At 65.4% G+C, this 19238-nt stretch carries 17 protein-coding genes; 4 read left to right on the top strand and 13 right to left on the bottom strand.

Going from position 1 to position 19238, the window contains the following annotated elements; translation table 11 throughout:
• Positions 1 to 7 precede the first annotated feature (7 nt).
• The 5 genes from ACT17R_RS12195 to ACT17R_RS12175 form a co-directional block, all read right to left on the bottom strand.
• Complete coding sequence (locus ACT17R_RS12195; RefSeq protein WP_234180159.1) at positions 8 to 1114, bottom strand: ABC transporter substrate-binding protein; 1107 nt, start codon at positions 1112 to 1114, stop codon at positions 8 to 10.
• 118 nt (positions 1115 to 1232) lie between these two features.
• Complete coding sequence (locus tag ACT17R_RS12190) at positions 1233 to 2624, bottom strand: glutamine synthetase family protein (RefSeq protein WP_444809518.1); 1392 nt, start codon at positions 2622 to 2624, stop codon at positions 1233 to 1235.
• A gap of 7 nt (positions 2625 to 2631) precedes the next feature.
• Positions 2632 to 3975, bottom strand: a complete 1344-nt coding sequence (locus ACT17R_RS12185; RefSeq protein ID WP_444809517.1) for a transaminase — start codon at positions 3973 to 3975, stop codon at positions 2632 to 2634.
• On the bottom strand, positions 3972 to 5243 hold the full coding sequence (locus ACT17R_RS12180) for an NAD(P)/FAD-dependent oxidoreductase (RefSeq protein WP_234180165.1): 1272 nt from the start codon (positions 5241 to 5243) through the stop codon (positions 3972 to 3974). The genes ACT17R_RS12185 and ACT17R_RS12180 overlap by 4 nt, the downstream gene beginning before the upstream one ends.
• Positions 5244 to 5256: 13 nt before the next feature.
• A complete protein-coding gene (locus tag ACT17R_RS12175; protein ID WP_062902220.1) occupies positions 5257 to 6603 on the bottom strand; it encodes a glutamine synthetase family protein in 1347 nt (448 codons plus the stop codon).
• A 215-nt stretch (positions 6604 to 6818) separates the two neighbouring features.
• Here ACT17R_RS12175 and ACT17R_RS12170 point away from each other — a divergent pair, with 215 nt between their 5' ends.
• The gene (locus ACT17R_RS12170) at positions 6819 to 8138 is read left to right on the top strand and encodes an aspartate aminotransferase family protein (RefSeq protein WP_234180167.1); all 1320 of its coding nucleotides are present in this window, start codon (positions 6819 to 6821) and stop codon (positions 8136 to 8138) included.
• A 93-nt stretch (positions 8139 to 8231) separates the two neighbouring features.
• Here ACT17R_RS12170 and ACT17R_RS12165 read toward each other — a convergent pair whose 3' ends face one another.
• Positions 8232 to 9518 (bottom strand): citrate synthase, encoded by a 1287-nt coding sequence (locus ACT17R_RS12165; RefSeq protein ID WP_062902222.1) that lies wholly within the window; start codon positions 9516 to 9518, stop codon positions 8232 to 8234.
• 37 nt (positions 9519 to 9555) lie between these two features.
• The gene (gene gltX, locus ACT17R_RS12160) at positions 9556 to 11022 is read right to left on the bottom strand and encodes a glutamate--tRNA ligase (RefSeq protein WP_234180168.1); all 1467 of its coding nucleotides are present in this window, start codon (positions 11020 to 11022) and stop codon (positions 9556 to 9558) included.
• A gap of 69 nt (positions 11023 to 11091) precedes the next feature.
• Between gltX and ACT17R_RS12155 the strand changes: the two genes are divergently transcribed.
• The gene (locus ACT17R_RS12155; RefSeq protein WP_234180170.1) at positions 11092 to 11667 is read left to right on the top strand and encodes a hypothetical protein; all 576 of its coding nucleotides are present in this window, start codon (positions 11092 to 11094) and stop codon (positions 11665 to 11667) included.
• A gap of 120 nt (positions 11668 to 11787) precedes the next feature.
• On the opposite strand, the gene lexA is transcribed toward ACT17R_RS12155, so the two are convergent.
• From lexA to ACT17R_RS12135, 4 genes are all read right to left on the bottom strand, one after another.
• On the bottom strand, positions 11788 to 12471 hold the full coding sequence (lexA, locus tag ACT17R_RS12150) for a transcriptional repressor LexA (protein ID WP_058813269.1): 684 nt from the start codon (positions 12469 to 12471) through the stop codon (positions 11788 to 11790).
• A 65-nt stretch (positions 12472 to 12536) separates the two neighbouring features.
• Positions 12537 to 13727, bottom strand: a complete 1191-nt coding sequence (locus ACT17R_RS12145; protein WP_444809516.1) for a molybdopterin molybdotransferase MoeA — start codon at positions 13725 to 13727, stop codon at positions 12537 to 12539.
• On the bottom strand, positions 13724 to 14197 hold the full coding sequence (gene moaC, locus ACT17R_RS12140; protein WP_062902226.1) for a cyclic pyranopterin monophosphate synthase MoaC: 474 nt from the start codon (positions 14195 to 14197) through the stop codon (positions 13724 to 13726). The genes ACT17R_RS12145 and moaC overlap by 4 nt, the downstream gene beginning before the upstream one ends.
• A gap of 15 nt (positions 14198 to 14212) precedes the next feature.
• Positions 14213 to 15442, bottom strand: coding sequence for a sensor histidine kinase (locus tag ACT17R_RS12135; protein ID WP_444809515.1), 1230 nt, complete (start codon positions 15440 to 15442; stop codon positions 14213 to 14215).
• Positions 15443 to 15602: 160 nt separating this feature from the next.
• Between ACT17R_RS12135 and ACT17R_RS12130 the strand changes: the two genes are divergently transcribed.
• A complete protein-coding gene (locus ACT17R_RS12130; protein ID WP_444809514.1) occupies positions 15603 to 16016 on the top strand; it encodes a hypothetical protein in 414 nt (137 codons plus the stop codon).
• Positions 16017 to 16073: 57 nt separating this feature from the next.
• Entirely contained in the window at positions 16074 to 17075 is a 1002-nt protein-coding gene (locus ACT17R_RS12125; protein WP_234180179.1) for a fumarylacetoacetate hydrolase family protein, read from the top strand.
• A gap of 73 nt (positions 17076 to 17148) precedes the next feature.
• Here ACT17R_RS12125 and ACT17R_RS12120 read toward each other — a convergent pair whose 3' ends face one another.
• Both ACT17R_RS12120 and ACT17R_RS12115 read right to left on the bottom strand, forming a co-directional pair.
• The gene (locus ACT17R_RS12120; protein WP_217373288.1) at positions 17149 to 18195 is read right to left on the bottom strand and encodes a type II secretion system F family protein; all 1047 of its coding nucleotides are present in this window, start codon (positions 18193 to 18195) and stop codon (positions 17149 to 17151) included.
• A gap of 13 nt (positions 18196 to 18208) precedes the next feature.
• Positions 18209 to 19180: a type II secretion system F family protein gene (locus ACT17R_RS12115; protein WP_062902231.1), complete on the bottom strand. Its 972-nt coding sequence runs from the start codon at positions 19178 to 19180 to the stop codon at positions 18209 to 18211.
• Positions 19181 to 19238: the final 58 nt, after the last annotated feature.

Here is a 19238-nt window from a genome sequence, read left to right as displayed (position 1 = left end):
CAGACCGTTACGACGCCCGCACCTTCGTAAAGGCTTCCTCGTAGAGTGGCTGAAGCTTTTCGTTGAACTTCGCATATTCGCACTTGGCGAGCACGTCCGCGGGCGGGAAGATGACCGGATTGTCCTTGTAGCTGTCGGGCATCAGTGCCTTGGCGGCGGCATTGGGGGTCGGGTAGAGGATCGTTTCGGTGATCTTCTTGTCGACCTCGGCATCGAGCATATAGTTGATGAAAGCGTGGGCGTTCTTCGGGTGCGGCGCACCTTTCGGAATGCACAGCGTATCCGAATTGAGCTGGCTGCCTTCTTTCGGCACAACGAAATCGAGATCAGGATCCTCGGTCATCGCCTGTGCGATGTCGCCATTATATTCGAGCACGACATCGACGTCGCCCTTGAGCAGCAGATCCTGCCCGTCATCCTCGTGGAATTTCTTCACATAGGGCTTTTGCTTGATCATCATCGCCGAAATGGTCTGAATATCCTCCGGCGTCAGCGAATTGACCGATTTGCCGAGATATTTGCCATAGAGGCGGAACATGTCGCCGGCCTCCGACAGCCAGGCCATGCGGCCCTTATATTCGTCGCTGTCGAACAGGACCTTCCAGCTGTCGGGCGCGGTCTTCACCTTCGACTTGCGATAGCCGATGCCCAGAACCAGCCAGGTGTAAGGCATCGAGAATTTGCGGCCCGGATCATAATCGACGTTCAGGAAGCTGGGGTCGATATTCTTCATGTTCGGGATCTGCGCATGATCGAGCGGCATCAGCATGTCGGCGCGCGCCATGCGTTCGACAAAGTCGTTCGACGGCACGATGACGTCATAGCCGGGATTGCCCGCCTTGAACTTCGCGAACAGCGTGTCGTTGCTGTCGAACAGGTCCATCGTGACATCGACGCCCGTCGACGCCTTGAAATCGTCGAGCGTCGTTTCGCCGATATAGGTGTCCCAGTTGTAGAAGTTGAGCTTGGCCTCTTCGCCGTTGGCAAGTTTCTTGTCGCTGCCCTTGCTGCACGCGACGAGGCCGCCGAAGCTGATCCCGATTGCGGCGACGCCCATCGCCTGAAGCAGCGAGCGGCGATTGCGGCCCTGCGCGAGCAGTTCGTTCAAATCCATGGCTGGCCTCCCTGATTGTGACCGCAAGCTGACTCATTAATGTCGGCTTGAAAAGAGGCTTTTTTGCACCGCAACACGAATCCGTGACATTTTCGTGCGTCGTGGCCCAGGCAAGTCGCTATGCGTTGCGCAGATACCAGTCGTAGTCGATCGTCGGCACCGTCCCGAAATAGCGATCCTGTTCGACCCGCTTCACGATGCTGAACATGTCGACTAACCGGTCGCCGAGATAATCGCGCATCAGCGCCGAGGCGTGGAAGCGGTCGACGGCCGCGAACCAGTTCGACGGCGGCTTGTCGTCGCCCGAGGCGTCGCGATCATAGCCGTTGCCGACGACCGCCGGACCCGGGTCGGTCCGGCTTGTCATTCCGTGATGCATGCCGGCGAGCACGGCGGCTACCGCGAGATAGGGATTGGCATCGGCGCCGCAGGCGCGATGCTCGACATGCCGGCTTGGCGGCGGCCCGGCCGGGATGCGGAAGGACACGGTGCGATTGTTGACCCCCCACGTCGGCGCTACGGGGGCGTAGCTGTTCGCCTTGAACCGGCGATAGCTGTTGGCGTGCGGGGCAAAGAGCGCAAAGCCGTCGCCGACGCTGCCGATCATGCCGCCGATCGCGTGGCGCAGCGCATCGGTGCCCTCCGGATCGTCGCTCGCAAAGATATTGCCGCCCGCGGCATCGTTGACCGAGACGTGGATGTGCATCCCGCTCCCTGCCTGTTCGGCGAAAGGCTTGGCCATGAAGGTCGCTTCGAGCCCATGTTGCTGCGCGATCGCCTTGACCAGGCGCTTGTACATGATGGCGTCGTCGCAGGCGCGCAGCGCGTCCGGCTTGTGGCGCAGCGTCAGCTCGAACTGGCCCGGCGCAAATTCGCTGATCGCGCTTTCGAGCGGCAGGCCCTGCACGTCGGTCGCCGCATAGAGGGCGTCGAAGAAGGGACGAAAGTCGTCGAGTTCACGCAGGCCATAGACTTCGACATTGCGCGGCGTGTCGCGGCTGTAGCCGGGGCGGGCGGGGCGCACAGACCCGTCGCGCGCGCGGCGCGGGTCGAGCAGGTAGAATTCCAGCTCGACTGCAAGCACCGGGGTCAGGCCGTCGGCGGTGTAGCGGTCGATCACGCGGCCGAGCACATGGCGGGGATCGAGGTCGTGCGGCGTGCCGTCGAGTTCATAGAAATCGACAAGGAACTGCGCGGCCTGATCGCCGCCCCACGGGGTGCGGACAAGGGTGCCGGGGATCGGCTTCATCGATCGGTCGGCGTCGCCATCTTCCCAGACAAGGCCTGTTTCGACGGTGTCCTGCCCAGTGATGTCGACGACGGTGATCGAGCCGGGGAACATGCGTCCGCTTTCATAGACAGCGAGCACTTCATGTTGGCGCAGCCGCTTGCCGCGCGGGACGCCGCCCATGTCGGTATAGATCATCTCGATCGAATCGATGTCGGGATTGGCCCGGAAGAATTCCTCGGCCTCCGCCCGCGGCGCGATCACGCCCGACGACTTCGCCATTGCCCCACTACTCCTTCAGCGCCTTGATGCAGTCGGCGAAGCCGCCGACCAGCCGGTCGATCTGGTCGTCGCCGGTCACCGGGCTCACCAACATCATATTGTGAAATGGCGCCAGCAAAATTCCCCGGTTGGCGAGGAAAATGTGGATCGCGGCCTCCAGCGCGGGGTGCATCGCCGCCCTCGCCTCGCCGCCGCTGCGGGGCGGGACGGGACAGGTCAGAAACTCGACGCGGGCGCCGACCTGCGTGACGTGCCAGTCGAGCGACGCAGCGGCGATTTCGCGCTCCAGCCCCGTGACCAGCCGCGCGGCACCGCGCAGCATGGCGTCATAGGCGGTGGGGGTGATGACCTCGCCGAGCATGACGTCCATCGCGGTGATCGCAAGCGCGTTGGCGGAGAGCGTCGTGCCGATGCCGCTATGCCCCGGCGGGCGCGCCCGGTTGAGCGCCGCCATGCGATCCGCGACCGCGACGCTGAAACCATAGACGGCGCACGGCACGCCGCCGCCGATCGACTTTCCGACGACCATCAGATCGGCCATCGGGCCATGCGTGCGGGCATGGCCGCCATAGCCCGACGAGATGCTGTGCGTTTCGTCGAAAACCAGCAGTGTGCCCGTCTCGTCGCACAGGCTGCGCAGCGTTTCGAGGAAGCCCGGCGCGTCCTGCACCATGCCGACGTTGGTCATGACGGGTTCGGCGAGGACGCAGGCGATATCGCCGCCGCGCAGCGCGGCGGCAAGCGCGCCCGCATCGTTGAACTCGATCACCGTCGTCGTGCCGCGAAGATCGTGGACCTGGCCGATCAGGCTGGCGCGCATCACCGGCGCGCCGTCTTTCAGATCGACGAACACATCGTCGACGGCGCCATGATAGGCGCCGTTGAAGGTGAGGATTTTCGGGCGCCCGCTGATCCCGCGGCACCAGCGGATGACGGCGCGATTGGCTTCGCTCGCCGTGGTCGTCACCTGCCATTGCGGAAAGCCGAACATGGCCGAAAGCTTCGCGGCCAGCGCGGCACCGCGGGCGGTGGGCAGCATATAGCTCAGCCCCTCGGCCGCCTGCCGTGCGAGCGCGGCCGCGAGCGCGGGCGGCGAATGGCCGAACAGGCTGGCCGTGTCGCCAAGGCAGAAATCGTCATAGGTCCGCCCGTCGATGCTGGTCAGCGTCGCGTCCTTGGCCGAGGCGGCGACGATCGGGGCCGGGCTGGGCCAATCCTTCATCCAGTGGAAGGGCACCGACTGGAACCAGCCGGTCGCCGCGGCCTGATGCGCGAAAGCGTGCGGGTTGTCGGCGCGGAAACGATCGGCCTCGCGCGCGGCGACGCGGGCGATGGCGGCGTCGGCGATCATCCCAGCCTGTCTTTCAGTGCGTAATAGAGAAGGCCCAGCGTCGCGAGCGGGCGGCGCAGCCATTTGCCGCCGGGGAAGGGGCGCGACGGCAGGCTCGCGAGCACGTCGAAGCGTTCGGCGGTCCCCGCCAGCGCCTCGGCGATCAACTCGCCGACGGTCGTCGTGATCAGCGCGCCATGCCCCGAAAATCCGTGGGCGAAAAAGACGTTCCCGCGCCGCCCGATATGCGGCAGCCGGTTCATCGTCACCGCGACCGCACCGCCCCAGCCATAGTCGATCTTGGTATCGGCGATCTGCGGAAACACCGCGACCATGAACGGACGCACGAACGCGGCGATGTCGCGCGGCGGCGTCTGCGAATAACGCTCGCCGCCGCCGAAGATCAGGCGCTTGTCGGCCGACAGGCGGAAATAGTTGAGCACGAAACGGCTGTCGGCGACCGCGGCGTCGCTGGGCAGCAGTGCATCGGCGTTCGCGAGCGGCGCCGTCGCGATATTATAGTTCATGATCGGTACCGTGTAGCGCCCGAGGTCGGGCTCGACCTCGCCGATCCAGCTATCGGTGGCGTCGATGACGTAACGAGCTTCGATGATGTCCCGTGTTGTGAACAGCCCGCTCGATCCGTCGCTGAAGTTTACAATTTGTTCGACGCGTTCATTCTCCAGGATGCGCACCCCCATGGCCTCCGCCGCCTTCGCTAGGCCGATGGCATAATTAAGCGGGTGGAAATGGCCGCCCTGCGGATCATGGATTCCACCATGATATAAGGGGCTCGAGATATGCGCGCCCATCGCGGATTTTGTGACGACTTCGGTTGTATAACTGAAGCGTGTGTCGAGAAAGGCGGCTTCGCGTTGCATGGCGTCGAAGTCTTTCGGCGTCCACGCTGCCTCCAGATGGCCCGCTTTTAGGTCGCAATCGATGCCATGGTTTTCGATCCGCGCTTTGACGCGATTGTTGCGCCAGCACAGGTCGAACAGTGCATCGGCGCGCTCGCGGCCGAACTCTTCCTCCAACTCGGATGTAGTCCAGCGCAATCCCGGTATCAGCTGCCCGCCGTTGCGCCCCGAGGCCCCGAAGCCGACATGCTCGCGCTCGATTAGGATCACCGAAAAGCCGCGCTCCGCGCAGGCCAAAGCGGCCGAAAGGCCTGTGAAGCCGCCGCCGATCACAGCGACGTCGCACTCCAAATCGTCCGCCGTTGAACGAAGCGGCCGCCACGGATTCGCCGTCGCGGCATAATAGCTGTGGCTCAGCGGGTCGGTCATGGCGTCGCGCGCGTCAAACGCGCATCAGCAGATGTTCGCGCTCCCAGCTCGACACCACCGACTGATAGTTGAACAGCTCATAATCCTTCACGGCGTAGAAGATTTCGAAAAAATCGTCGCCGAGCAGGTTGCGGACCTTCTTGCACGAGCTGAACCGGTCGAGCGCGGCTTCCAGCGTGCGCGGCAGGGTGCGGGCGCGGTTATAGGCGCTGCCGGTGATCGGCTTGGGCGGAACCATGCGGTCGATCATGCCGATATAGCCGCAGACGAGCGAGGCCGCGATCGCCAGATAGGGATTGCTGTCGGCGCCGGGCAGGCGGTTTTCGACGCGGCGGTTATTCTTGTCGGACACTGGGATGCGAAAGCCGCATGACCGGTTGTCGACGCCCCACTGGACGTTGATCGGCGCCGCGCTGTCGGGACGCATCCGGCGAAAGCTGTTCACATTGGGCGCCCACATGGGCGAGATTTGCGGCATGAAGCGGATCAGCCCCGCGACATAGGATCGAAAGGCCGCGCTGTCGCGGCCGTTGGCGGTCGCGAACAGGTTGCGCCCCGTCTCGGCATCGACGACCGATTGGTGAATGTGCATCGCGCTTCCCGGCTGACCGGCCATCGGGTTCGCCATGAAGGTGGCATAGACGCTGTGTTGTTTCGCGACGTTGCGGACGACGCGTTTGAAGAGAAACACCTCGTCGGCGAGCCGCAGCGGATCGCCGTGCATGAAATTCACCTCGAGCTGTGCGGCGCCCATTTCGTGGATCATCGTGTCGATATCGAGCCCCATGAGCTCGCAATCGTCATAGATATGATCGATGATATCCTCATATTCGTTCATGGCTTCAAGGCCATAGGGCTGGCTCGCGGTTTCCGCCCGGCCCGACTGGCCGGTCGGCGGCGTCAACGGAAAGTCGGGGTCGGTGTTCTGCGAGACGAGATAGAATTCGACCTCGGGCGCGATGATCGGCTTCCATCCCTTGTCCTGGTAAAGGCCCAGCACCTTTTTCAGGATCGTCCGCGGCGCGATATCGACCTCGGTCCCGTCGCCATTATAGGCATCGGCAATGACGAAGGCCGTCGGCGAGGTGAAGCCCGGCGCGACGCAGATGGTATCGGGGTCGGCAAGCAGGATCTTGTCGGGATCCTTGTCCCAGATATCGTCGATATCCTCGGGATAATGGCCGTCGATCGTGCAGATGAAGACGCTGCCGGGGATACGCAGCGACTTGTCCTTGACCGAAGCGAGGAATTTCTTGGCGGGCAGAACCTTGCCGCGCTGGACCCCGTTGATGTCGGGAACGATACATTCGACTTCGTCGATATTATGGTCGCTGATCCATTGTTCCAGATTGACTGACATGCGCCCCCGATTGGGCCGAGGAGCCGGCCCGTTTGTGGAAGGTGCAGCGTATAGCGAAGTCCGCCGGAGCGCCAGAGGGGCCGTTATCGGTCATTTCGGGCATTGCCAGTCGCACGGTAGCTCGCCAGATTGCGCCCAGATTACGCATCGTCATTGCGAACGGATTGCCGCGTCGCCTTCGGCTCCTCGCGATGACGATTCTTGGGAAGAGGAACATGACGATGCAGGGTGACAACGACCAGCTGGCAAGCTTCTGGATGCCCTTCACCGCGAACCGTTCCTACAAGGCCCATCCGCGCCAGCTCGTCGCAGCGAGCGGGATGTATTATCAGTCGGGCGACGGGCGCCGGATCCTCGACGGCACCTCGGGCCTCTGGTGCAGCAATGCCGGCCACTGCCGGCCCGAAATTGCCGAAGCCATCGCCAAGGCGGCGACAACGCTCGATTTCGCGCCGACCTTCCAGCTTGGCCATCCGCTGCCCTTCGAGCTGGCGCAGCGTCTCGCGGCGCTGATGCCCGAAGGGCTCGACCGGATATTCTTTACCAACAGCGGGTCCGAATCGGTCGATACCGCGCTCAAGATCGCGCTCGCGGTGCAGCGCGCGAAGGGGCAGGGGACGCGCACGCGGCTGATCGGGCGCGAGCGCGGCTATCATGGCGTCGGTTTCGGCGGAATCAGCGTCGGCGGGATCGTCAGCAATCGCCGCACCTGGCCGGGGCTGCCCGGAACCGATCATCTGCGGCACACGCACGATCTGGCGCGCAACGCCTTTACGCGCGGTTTCCCGGCACACGGCGCCGAACTCGCCGACGACCTTCAGCGGCTCGTCGACCTGCATGGCGCCGAAACGATCGCGGCGGTGATCGTCGAGCCGATGGCGGGATCCACCGGCGTGCTGATTCCCCCGGCCGGTTATCTCCAGCGGCTGCGCGAGATCTGCGACCGGCATGGCATCATCCTGATCTTCGACGAGGTAATTACAGCATTCGGCCGGGTCGGCGCGGCGACCGCTGCCGAGGCGTGGGGGGTGACCCCCGATATCATCACCATGGCGAAAGGGCTCACCAACGCGGCGGTGCCGATGGGCGCGGTCGCGGTGAAGAGCGAGCTGCACGACGCGGTGATCGAAAGCGTGCCGGGCGGGATCGAGCTGTTCCACGGCTATACTTATTCGGGCCATCCGCTTGCGAGCGCGGCGGGGCTCGCGACGCTCGATCTTTATGCGCGCGAGGGGCTGTTCGAACGGGCGAACGAACTCGCCGGCTATTGGGAGGATGCGGCGCACAGCCTGAAGGGGCGGCGCCACATCATCGACATCCGCTCGATCGGGCTTGTCGCCGGCATTGAGCTCGAACCGCGACCCGGCGCCCCGACGGCGCGGGCGATGGAGTTGTTCCACGCCGCCTTCGACAATGGGCTTCTGGTCCGCGCGACGGGCGACATCATCGCGCTGTCGCCGCCGCTGATCGTCGAAAAGGCGGAGATCGACGCGATGTTCGGCAAGCTTGCCGAGCTTCTGGAGCGCATCGATTGACGGCTCCGCTCTGGCGGGCGCACAAAAAAGGGACCGCACATGCGGCCCCTTTCTGCAATCGGTTCTGAACCGGGACAGGCTCCCGGTCCGTCCTCAGCGCTTGTCGACCGGGACGTAGGCGCGCTGCGTCGGGCCGGTGTAGAGCTGGCGTGGGCGGCCGATCTTCTGCGCGGGGTCCGAGATCATCTCGTTCCACTGCGCGACCCAGCCGACGGTACGGGCGAGCGCGAACAACGCGGTGAACATCGTGGTCGGGAAGCCGATCGCCGACAGGATGACGCCCGAATAGAAGTCGACATTGGGGAAGAGCTTCTTTTCGACGAAATAATCGTCGTTGAGAGCCATTTCCTCAAGCTGCAGCGCGACGTCGAAGACCGGATCGTTGACCTTGAGCGCGGTGAACACCTCGCGCACGGTTTTCTGCATCACCGTCGCACGCGGGTCGTAATTCTTGTACACGCGGTGGCCGAAGCCCATCAGGCGGAACGGGTCATCCTTGTCCTTCGCGCGCGCGATATATTCGGGGATGCGTTCGGGGCGGCCGATTTCGCGCAGCATGTTGAGCGCGGCTTCGTTGGCCCCGCCATGCGCCGGTCCCCACAGGCAGGCGATGCCCGCCGCGATGCACGCGAAGGGATTGGCGCCCGACGAACCCGCAAGGCGAACGGTCGAAGTCGACGCATTCTGCTCATGGTCGGCATGCAGGATGAAGATGCGGTCGAGCGCGCGGACGACCGCCGGATCAACCTCATATTCCTCGGCCGGAACGCCGAAGGTCATGCGCAGGAAATTATGCGTGTAGCTGAGGTCGTTTTGCGGATAGATGAAGGGTTGACCCACCGAATATTTATAGGCCATCGCCGCGATCGTCGGCATCTTGGCGATCAGGCGGTGGCTCGCGATCATGCGCTGGTGCGGATCGTGGATTTCGGTCGAATCATGATAAAAGGCCGACAGCGCGCCAACGACGCCGCACATGATCGCCATCGGGTGCGCGTCGCGGCGGAAGCCGCGATAGAAGGTCGCAAGCTGTTCGTGCAGCATCGTGTGGCGCGTGATCGTGGTATCGAACTTCGCCAGCTCGTCGCCGCTCGGCAATTCGCCGTTCAGGAGCAGATAGGCGACCTCCATGAAGGTCGAATGTTCGGCAAGATCGCCGATCGCATAACCGCGGTGGAGCAGGACGCCTTCGTCGCCGTCGATATAGGTCAGCTTCGACTCGCAGCTCGCGGTCGAGGTGAAGCCCGGATCATAGGTGAAGGCGCCGGTCTGGCCGTAGAATTTGCGGATGTCGACGACGTCGGGGCCGACGGTGCCCTTCAGCACCGGACTCTCGACAATCTTGTCGCCCAGGGTGATTTTCGCGGTCTGGTCGGTCATATTTTTTCCCCTGATCTGCGGGCGGGAGAGTGAGTGGCTACGCCCCTGCCGGATAATTGTGCGCTGCGTCAAGTCGCGCCAGGCTCTCGTCGCGCCCCAATAGCAGCAAGACGTCGAAAATGCCCGGAGAAACGGTGCGGCCGGTCAGCGCGGCGCGCAGCGGTTGAGCCAGCTTGCCAAGGCCAACTCCGGCCGACTCGCTCGTCTCGCGCACCGCCGCCTCGATGGCATCGTGCGACCAGTCGCCGAGCGCGCGCAGGCGGTCGGTGACATTCGCCAGCAAGCCTTCCGGGGCTTCGGCGATCAGCGCGGCAGCTTTCTCTTCGACCGCCAGCGGACGCACAGCAAACAGGAAGACGGCGCCCTCGGCAATCTCGTCCAGCGTCTTGGCGCGCGGCTTGAGCACGTCCATCGCGCGCGCCAGCAATGCGCGGTCGTCGCTGTCGAGCGCGCGGCCGACCAGCGTCTCGATGCGCGGCGCCACCAGGCCCGCAAGCCGGGCATCGTCGGCCTCGCGGATATAATGACCGTTCAGATTCTCGAGCTTCTTGAAATCGAAGCGCGACGGCGAGCGGCCGACATTGGCAAGATCGAACCATTCGACCGCCTGCTCGCGGCTGATGATTTCGGCATCGCCATGCCCCCAGCCGAGGCGGAGCAGATAATTGTTCACCGCCTCGGGCAGATAGCCAAGCTCGTCGCGATAAGCATCGACGCCGAGCGCGCCGTGGCGTTTCGACAGCTTTGCGCCATCGGCGCCGTGGATCAGCGGGACGTGCGCATAAACCGGCTCGCGCCACGCCATTGCACGGATCAGCGCGAGTTGGCGGAAGGCGTTGTTCAGGTGATCGTCGCCGCGGATGACATGGGTGATCCCCATGTCGTTATCGTCGACGACGACGCTGAGCATATAGGTCGGGGTGCCGTCGCTGCGGAGCAGGATGAAATCGTCGAGCTCGGCATTCTGGACCGTCACCTCGCCCTGCACGCGGTCGTGGATCGTCACCGCACCGTCCTGCGGCGCGCGCAGGCGGAGGACGTGCGGCGCGGCGGGATCGCCGTCGTCCCGGTCGCGCCACGGGCTGCGGACGCGGAAGGGGATGCGCTTTTCCTGCGCTTCGGCGCGCATCGCGGCGAGTTCATCCTGCGTCAGATAGCAGCGATAGGCCGCGCCTTTGGTGAGCAGCTCGTGTGCAACCTCGGCATGGCGTGCCGCGCGCGCGAACTGATAGACGGTCTCGCCGTCCCAATCGAGGTCGAGCCACTGCATCCCGTCGAGAATCGCGTCGATCGCGGCGTCGGTCGAGCGTGCGCGGTCGGTATCCTCGATCCGCAGCAGGAACTTGCCCCCGTGATGGCGTGCGAAAAGCCAGTTGAACAGCGCGGTCCGCGCGCCGCCGATGTGCAGATATCCCGTGGGGGAGGGGGCGAAGCGGGTGACGACGGCGGCGCCCGTCGCTTCGGGGGTCGCTTTTGCCAATTCGGTTTTGTTTTCGGTTGCCACTCTGGCCTCTTTCACTCAGGCTGCCGGCCGCGAACAGGGACCGCGGCGGATTTCGGGGCTGCCCCTAGCATGGCGACAAGCACGCTTCAAACGCCCATTGCCGCGCAAACGCTTTCATGGTTCGGCGCCTTGCCGGCGGCGCTCGAGAGGCGCCTGGAGACCGAGTGCGAGCGGCTGCCGCTCTGGCTTCCCGTGGCCTTCGGCGCGGGGATCGCGCTGTGGGTCGCTTTGCCGACCGCGGCGCAATGGATCGGGCTTCTTTGTGCCATGGCGGGGATGGCGGTGCTGCTCGCACAGCCGCGCCCCGACCTGCTCGTGACCGGCGACGGGCGGCATATCGCGGCCGCCGTGCCGGGCGGCGGCTATGCCATGCTGCGCGATCGTGCCGGCGATTTCGTACGCGACGCGATGGCCGAAGCGGCGGGGATCGACACGCCGCTCGTTGCGCTCGGCGATCTCGACCATGTCGATTGCAATCGCGATTTCTGCCGCTGGACACAGGGCAGAGGCGATGCGCCGCGCGTCATCCTCGCCGCGCACGGCGCGACCGGATCGCGGGTGAGGAGATGGCGGCCGCCTGCGCCGCCGCCGATGTGGTCATCAGCGAACGCTGGCTACCGCGCGAATGCGTCGCGCGCTGGCTGACGATCGACCGCGATACGCTGGAACAAAGCGGCGGCCTTGTGCTCTATCTGGGCACAAAGCCGCGGCTCGTTTCGGCGCTGCGCGCGGGCGATACGCATCCATGGCGTCGCCCGCACGAGCTTAGTGGTAACGACGAAGCAGTCCCGACAGCCGACCTTGCACCATAACGCGATCGGCTTCGTAACGCTGCGGTTCATAGGCGCTGTTGGCGGGATCGAGGCGCACCATCCGGCCTTCGCGGTGGAAATATTTGAGCGTTGCGTCCTGTCCGTCGACGAGCGCGACGACGATATCGCCCTCGCGCGCGGTACTCGCCTTCTGGATCAGCGCATAATCGCCGTCGAAAATCCCCGCCTCGACCATCGAGTCGCCCGATACTTCGAGCGCATAATGTTCGCCCGCGCCGAGCAACGCGGCGGGAACGGCGAGCCGGTTATAATCCTCAAACGCCTCGATCGGGACGCCGGCGGCAATCTTGCCGTGCAGCGGCACTTCGATAATGTCGTTCGCGGCGATGGGCTTCAGCGCCGGTGCGGGCTTGCGCAGCGGCACCACATTGTCACTGTCGCTCCGCGTTTTGGGCTTGGCCGCATCGGGCAGCTTCAACACTTCGAGCGCACGCGCACGATTGGGCAGGCGGCGCAGGAAGCCGCGTTCCTCGAGCGCGCTGATCAGCCGGTGGATGCCCGATTTCGACTTGAGGCCCAGCGCCTCCTTCATTTCCTCGAACGACGGCGAGATGCCGCTGGCGTCGAGCCGTTCCTGGATGAAGTGGAGCAGTTCATGCTGCTTCGCGGTCAACATCGGTCGTTCTCCATTATGGCGTTGCCGGACATAAGGGGAACGATAGTGGAACAGACCGGAACTTGTCAAGCGATCGCGATATAGTTTGCAAGCTCCCCCGCCGCGCGGGGTGCTGCGCCGATATCGCGGACGATCAGCGCGTTGGCAGAGATCAGCGGTTGCGTCTGGCCGCTGTCCTGTCCGTCGCAGGGGGTGAGCAGTCCCTTGTCGAGGCGCGCGCGCAGATAATCGCGCCTTGCCCCGCCGGGCCCGAGTGGAACCGCGAGGGGGGCCTGGCTGACCTCCGGCAACGGCGCGGCCGCCCCGGCAAGGTAGCGGACGAGCGGTAGCAGAAAGAGCGTCGTGGTCACGAACGCCGAGGACGGATTGCCCGGCAGGCCGAGCAGGATCGCGTCGCCGATCCGGCCGGCGATCAGCGGCTTGCCGGGGCGCATCGCGATCTTCCAGAAATCGAGCAGCCCGCCCGCATCGTCGAGCGCGCCGCGGACATGGTCGTGATCGCCCACCGACGCGCCGCCAACGGTAACGATGACATCGTGCCGCCGCGCCATATCGCCCAATATATTGGCGAGAACGCCGCGATCGTCGCGCGCGCGCAGTGGCGGCGTGACGTCCGCGGGTTCGGCGGCGAGCATCGCGGCGAGCATGGTGCCGTTGCTGTCGGGTATCTGGCCGGGCGCGAGCGCACGCCCGGGCGCGACCAGTTCGTCGCCTGTCGTCAGGATCGCGACGCGCGGGCGTCCCCCGACGATCAGGTCGCCCGCACCGCCCATGATGGCGGCGGCGAGCGCGCCGGGAGAGAGGAGACATCCCGCCGTGAGCAAATGCGCTCCCGCTGCAAAATCGCTTGCCCGGGCGCGGACATGGCGTCCACGCGACGCGGGGCCATCGCCGGTGAGCGTCAGGCGCGCGCCATCGGCGATGACATCCTCTTGCACCACCACGGTATCGGCATTGGCCGGCAGCATCGCGCCGGTGAAGATGCGGATCGCTTCGCCGGGGCCGAGCGCGTGGGCGGGCGCGGTGCCGGCGGCGACTTCGCCGGCGATCGTCCACGGACCGGGCAGATCGGCAAAGCGGATCGCATAGCCGTCCATCGCCGACAGCGCCGCGGCGGGCTGGTCGCGCCCAGCGACGACGTCCTGTGCAAGATAGCGCCCGGCGCATTGCGCCACGCCGATATTGTCGGCGCCGAGCGGCGGCTTCAGCGCCAGCAGCCGCGCCTGGGCCTCTTCGACCGCGAGCAGCGCGCTCATGCGGCGCGCCAGTCGCCCGACCGGCCGCCGCTCTTTTCGAGCAGGCGGATATCGCCGATTACCATGGCCCGGTCGAGCGCCTTCGCCATGTCGTAGAGCGTCAGCAATGCGACGGACGCGGCAGTTAGCGCCTCCATCTCGACCCCCGTCGGCCCGGTCGTCGCGGCGGTCGCACGGACCGAAATGCCATCGGCCTCCCAGTCGAAGTCCACGGCGACGCTGGTCAGTGCCAGCGGGTGGCAGAGCGGGATCAGCTCGGCGGTTCGCTTGGCCGCCATGATGCCGGCGATGCGCGCGGTCGACAGCACATCGCCCTTGGGCGCGTCGCCAGCGCGGATCGCGGCGAGCGCTTCGGGCGTCATCGTGATGCGGCCGCCGGCGACGGCACGCCGACCGGTCGCGGCCTTCGCGCCGACATCGACCATATGCGCCGCGCCGCTTTCGTCGAGATGTGTTGGTCGGTTCGTCATCGATGCGGTCCTTTGTCAGTGCGCTTCGGACAGCGGGAAGGACACGGACACGCGTGTGCCCTTACCAACTTCGCTTTGAATATCGAGCTGGCCGTTATGCCGTTCGCTGATGTGCTTGACGATCGCCAGCCCCAGCCCGGTGCCGCCGACCGAGCGGCTGCGCGCTTCGTCTACGCGGTAGAAGCGTTCGGTGAGGCGCGGGAGGTGATCGGGCGCGATCCCTTCGCCTTCGTCCTGGACCGACAGACGGACGCGGCGGCCTTCGCGCGTCAGTTCGACCGTCACCGGGGTGCCGGGGCGGCCGTATTTCATCGCGTTGGAGACGATATTGTGGACGAGCTGGCCGAGCTGCGCCGCGTCGCCCAGCACCGGCTGTGCAGCGTCGCCGAGGCGATCGACAATGTCCTGCGGCCGCGCCTCCGCACTGTCCTTCATCTGGGCGAGCGTATGGCGGACGATGGCGGCGAGATCGACCGGGGTGGTCGGGCGGCGGAAGCGATCGGCTTCGACCCGCGAGATCGACAGCAGGTCGATGACGAGCTGCTGCATCCGCCGCGCCTCGCGCTCGATGATCGCGAGGAAACGGTTGCGCGTCGGGGCATCGGCCTCGTCGTTCATGTCCTGCAATGTCTCGACATAGCCGAGGATCGCGGCAAGCGGCGTGCGCAGTTCGTGACTGGCGTTGGCGACGAAATCGGACCGCATGCGGTCGGCGGCATCGATCGCCGAACGGTCGGACAAAAAGATGATGCGGCCGCCGTGCGACAGCGTCGCGATCCGCATTGTCCAGCGCTGGCCGGGCCGCGGATAGTCGGCGAGATCGACGGTCATCGCGCCCGTGTCGACGTCGCCAGCCGACAGCCATTCGGCCGCCACCGGATGGCGGATCGCGGTGCGGATGTCGGCGCCGACGATGTGGCGTCCGAGCAGGCGGACCGCTGCATCGTTGGCGATGGCGACGACATTGTCGATTACCCCCAGCACCGGTTCGCGCTCCTGATCGGCCCAGCGGGTGAAATCGGGATGGCGCAGCAGCAGCGGCGGTTCGGCGGGGACCGGAGAGGCGGCGGCAGGCGGCGTCGCGGCGGGCGGCGGCTGCGCGCCATAAACAAGGACAGCGCCGAGCGCCCCTGCGAGTGCCAGGATCGCGATCGAGGCGAGGTCGCCGCCGACAAGCGCCGCGAAAATCGCCGCGACGGCGACAAGCGTCAGCGCCGCAACCAGGCTGGACAGGCGGTCGAACATCGACGCTGCGCCTCGCACGAAGCGGCGCGGCGCGCAAGGCGCTTCGCGGGCCGGTGCATCGGGTTACCATCGCGGCGCAGCCTGTCCCAAAGCGGGAAGGGCGCGGGAGGCGGCCGGTCTTTTGCTTTTCCTAAAGGCTTCACTGGTTTAATGCGCGGCCATGGAAGACAGCGACATCCCGAACGAAGCGCCGGCGACCGGCGACGAAATCGTTCCCTCGCGGCGCAAGATGCTCGCGCTCGGCGCGGTCGGCGTGTCGGCGGCGCTGACCATCCGCCCCGCCTTTGCACAGACTGCGGTATCGGTGATGAACTGCCAGATTCCGGTGCCCGACGCATCGGCCGCCGGCCGCTATATCGACGCCGCCGGCAAGCTTGTCCCACCGGGGACCCAGGGGGCGTTTCCGGGCGCGCCGCGGCCGTTCACCGGCGAGGAAGTGAAGCGCGCCTTTCGCGGCCAGACGCTACCGGGCACCAGCTACAACCAGTCGCAGGCCTATCTGCAATATATCCGGCGCTTGCAGGCGGGGCAGAGCGGCTTTACCTGTTTCGCATCCATCCAGATGCCGCGCTGATCGTCGCTCCCCCCTTTGCGATGATGGTTCGCCGGCATCGCAGACAAAGGGACAGATGTGAAACTAGCTTCGCTGAAAGCCGGGCGCGACGGCCGGCTCGTCGTCGTTTCGGACGACCTCGCCTGGTATGCCGATGCGGCCCATATCGCGCCGACGCTGCAGGCGGCGCTTGACGACTGGGCGGAAACGGCGCCGCGGCTGAAGGCGCTCGCCGAGGACATCAATCACGAGGCGATCCCGCGCGAGCGCTTTCACGAGCGCGACGCTGCTTCGCCGCTGCCGCGCGCCTATCAATGGGCCGATGGCAGCGCCTATGTGAACCATGTCGCGCTGGTGCGGCAGGCGCGCGGCGCCGAAATGCCCGAAAGTTTCTGGCACGATCCGCTGATGTATCAGGGCGGCAGCGATGCCTTTCTGGCGCCGCGCGATCCGATCCCGCTCGGCGATCCGGCGTGGGGCTGCGACATGGAGGCCGAGGTGGTGGTCGTCACGGGCGACGTGCCCATGGGCGTCGATGCCGAAACGGCGCGGAGCCACATTCTGCTCGTCGGCCTGACCAACGACGTGTCGCTGCGCGGGCTGATCCCCGGCGAACTGGCCAAAGGCTTCGGCTTTTTCCAGTCGAAGCCGTCGAGTGCGATGTCGCCGGTGTTCGTTACACCCGACGCGCTCGGCGACCGGTGGCAGGACGGCAAGCTGCACGGCACGCTGTGCGTCGACCTCAACGGCCAGCCGCTCGGCCGCGCCGATGCCGGCGTCGACATGACCTTCGACTTCGGCCAGCTGATCGCCCATGCCGCAAAAACGCGCGACCTGCGCGCGGGGACGATCATCGGATCGGGGACGGTGTCGAACCGCGAGGCCGATGGCGGACCCGGCAAACCGATCAGCGAGGGCGGGCTCGGCTACAGCTGCCTTGCCGAGGTGCGGACGGTCGAGACAATCCGCGACGGCGAGGCGAAAACGCCCTTCATGCAGGCAGGCGATACGGTGCGGATCTGGATGGACGACGAGCGCCACCACAGCATCTTCGGCGCGATCGAACAGACGGTCGCCTGACGCGCCGGCGGCAAAAAAAAAGGGGCGGGAATGATCCCGCCCCTTTTTTGTTGGGTTTGCGATGCGGCGTTCGTCAGGGCTTGCCGCCGCCGAGGCTGCCGCCCGACATCGCATCGCTGAGCGAGCAGGCCGCCGGGCCCAGGATAACGATGAACAGCACCGGAAGGATGAACAGGATCAGCGGTACCGTCATGATCGCGGGCAGGCGCGCGGCCTTTTCTTCGGCGCGCATCATGCGTTCGTTGCGGAATTCCGCCGACAGGACACGCAGCGCGCTGGCAAGCGGCGTCCCGTATTTTTCGGTCTGGATCATGGTGGTGACCACGCCCTTCACCGATTCGAGATTCACGCGATACGCCAGATTTTCGAACGCTTGCCGCCGTTCGGTCAGGAAGCCGAGTTCGATCGAGGTCAGCGCGAATTCCTCGCCCAGTTCGGGATAGGCACGGCCGAGTTCCTTCGAAACGCGGGAAAAGGCCGAGTCGACGGTCAGACCGGCTTCGGCGCAGATGACCAGCAGGTCGAGCGCGTCGGGAAGGCCTTTGCGGATCGCGTCGGTGCGCTTTTGCCGCTTGTTCTGGATGAACAGGTCGGGCGCCTTGTAACCGAGGATGAGCATGGCCATCGTCGCGCCCGAACGCTTGAACGGCGTCAGGTCGGGCCACATGTCGACCCAATAGATGAGCAATGCCGCGATACCGCCGAAGACGATCGGCAGGACGAGGCGGCCGAAGATGACCGCGACGGCCAGATCCTTCGACCGGATGCCGGCCTGCGCCAGCTTTTGCTGCACTTCCTTGATCTGGCTGTCCTGCAGCACCTGCAGCTTGCCGAGGAAGGTGCGCATCTTGTCGGCGGTATGGTTCTTGCGGACGAGGCGCGCGCGGCGCTTGGCGGTCGAGGCGGTGATGCCGGCCTTCAGCTGTTCGCGGCGATCGTTGAGCGCCTTCACGCGCTTCGCCATCGGGTCGCGAACGGTCAACGCGCCGTAAATGGCCACCATGACCGCGAAGATGCCGACCGCAACGAGCATGGTCGAGGCCCAGACGACGTCGACGCCCAATAGCGTCGGGCCCTGCTGCGCTCCGGAGAAGGCGGTGAGGAGGAGGGTGCTGTTCATGCTGCGTCCTTCCTCAGATTTCGAACGAGATCATGCGCGACATGATGAAGGCGCCGATGCTCATCCACACCAAACCGCCCAGGCCAGCGACGATCAGCCGCTGTTCGAAGAAGAAGCCCTGCAGATAGCCGGGGTTCATCGACCAGACGACGCCGAAGACGAAGAACGGCAGGGCGCCGACGATATAGGCCGAAGCCTTGGCTTCCGAAGACATGGCCTTGATCTTCAGCTTCATCTGCGCGCGCTTGCGCAGCACGTCCGACAGATTGGCCAGCGTTTCGGCAAGATTGCCGCCCGTTTCGCGCTGGATCGCAATGGTGATGCAGAAGAACTGGAATTCGGGCGTGCCCAGCATTTCTGCCGATTCCTGCAACGCCTGTTCCATCGTGTTGCCGATGCGGATGCGTTCGACGATCCCGCGAAACTCCTCGCCGACGGGGCCGGGCAGTTCCTGGCTCACCACCTGAAAGGTTTCGGTCACGGGAAGCCCCGATTTCAGGCCGCGAACGAGCAGGTCGATCGCGTCGGGAAAACGCGCATTGAATTTGAGGACGCGCTTTTTGATGATCCGCCCGACCACCATATGCGGAAGCCCAACCCCGGCGAGCAGCCCGAACATCAGCGCCAGCATGAAAGGCGCACGCACGGACAGCATGCCGCCCGCAACGACGACGAACAATGCCATCGACGCAAACATATATTTGCTGAGCGTCCAGCCCTTGCCGGTCCGGCGAAGGCGCAGTTCCATCAATTCGCGCCGCGGCATCAGGCTGCTGATGCTGGCGTTGCCGCTATTGCCAGCGGCAGCGATCGTCTTGCGCATCTGGGCCGCGACGACCGCCTCGGTCGAGGCCGCGTGGCGATCCTTCACCGACGACAGGCGGCGGCTCTTGGCCTTGCCGGCAGAAGGTCCGGCGAAAGCCAGCGCCAGCATGCCGACCGCCAGCAACGCGGCGCCGAATGTTAGGATGATTGGCAGGTTCATGATCGCCCTTTGCCCCGTTCCCGCTGTGGTCGCGGCGGCGGCCGGCCTGCGCCGGCCC

Origin of the sequence: Sphingopyxis sp. Q841 (assembly GCF_052384365.1) — a bacterium.
Taxonomy (GTDB): Bacteria; Pseudomonadota; Alphaproteobacteria; order Sphingomonadales; family Sphingomonadaceae; genus Sphingopyxis; species Sphingopyxis terrae_A.
The sequence above is the reverse complement of the archived record's forward strand: the minus strand, read 5'-3'. Positions and strand labels throughout refer to the sequence as shown.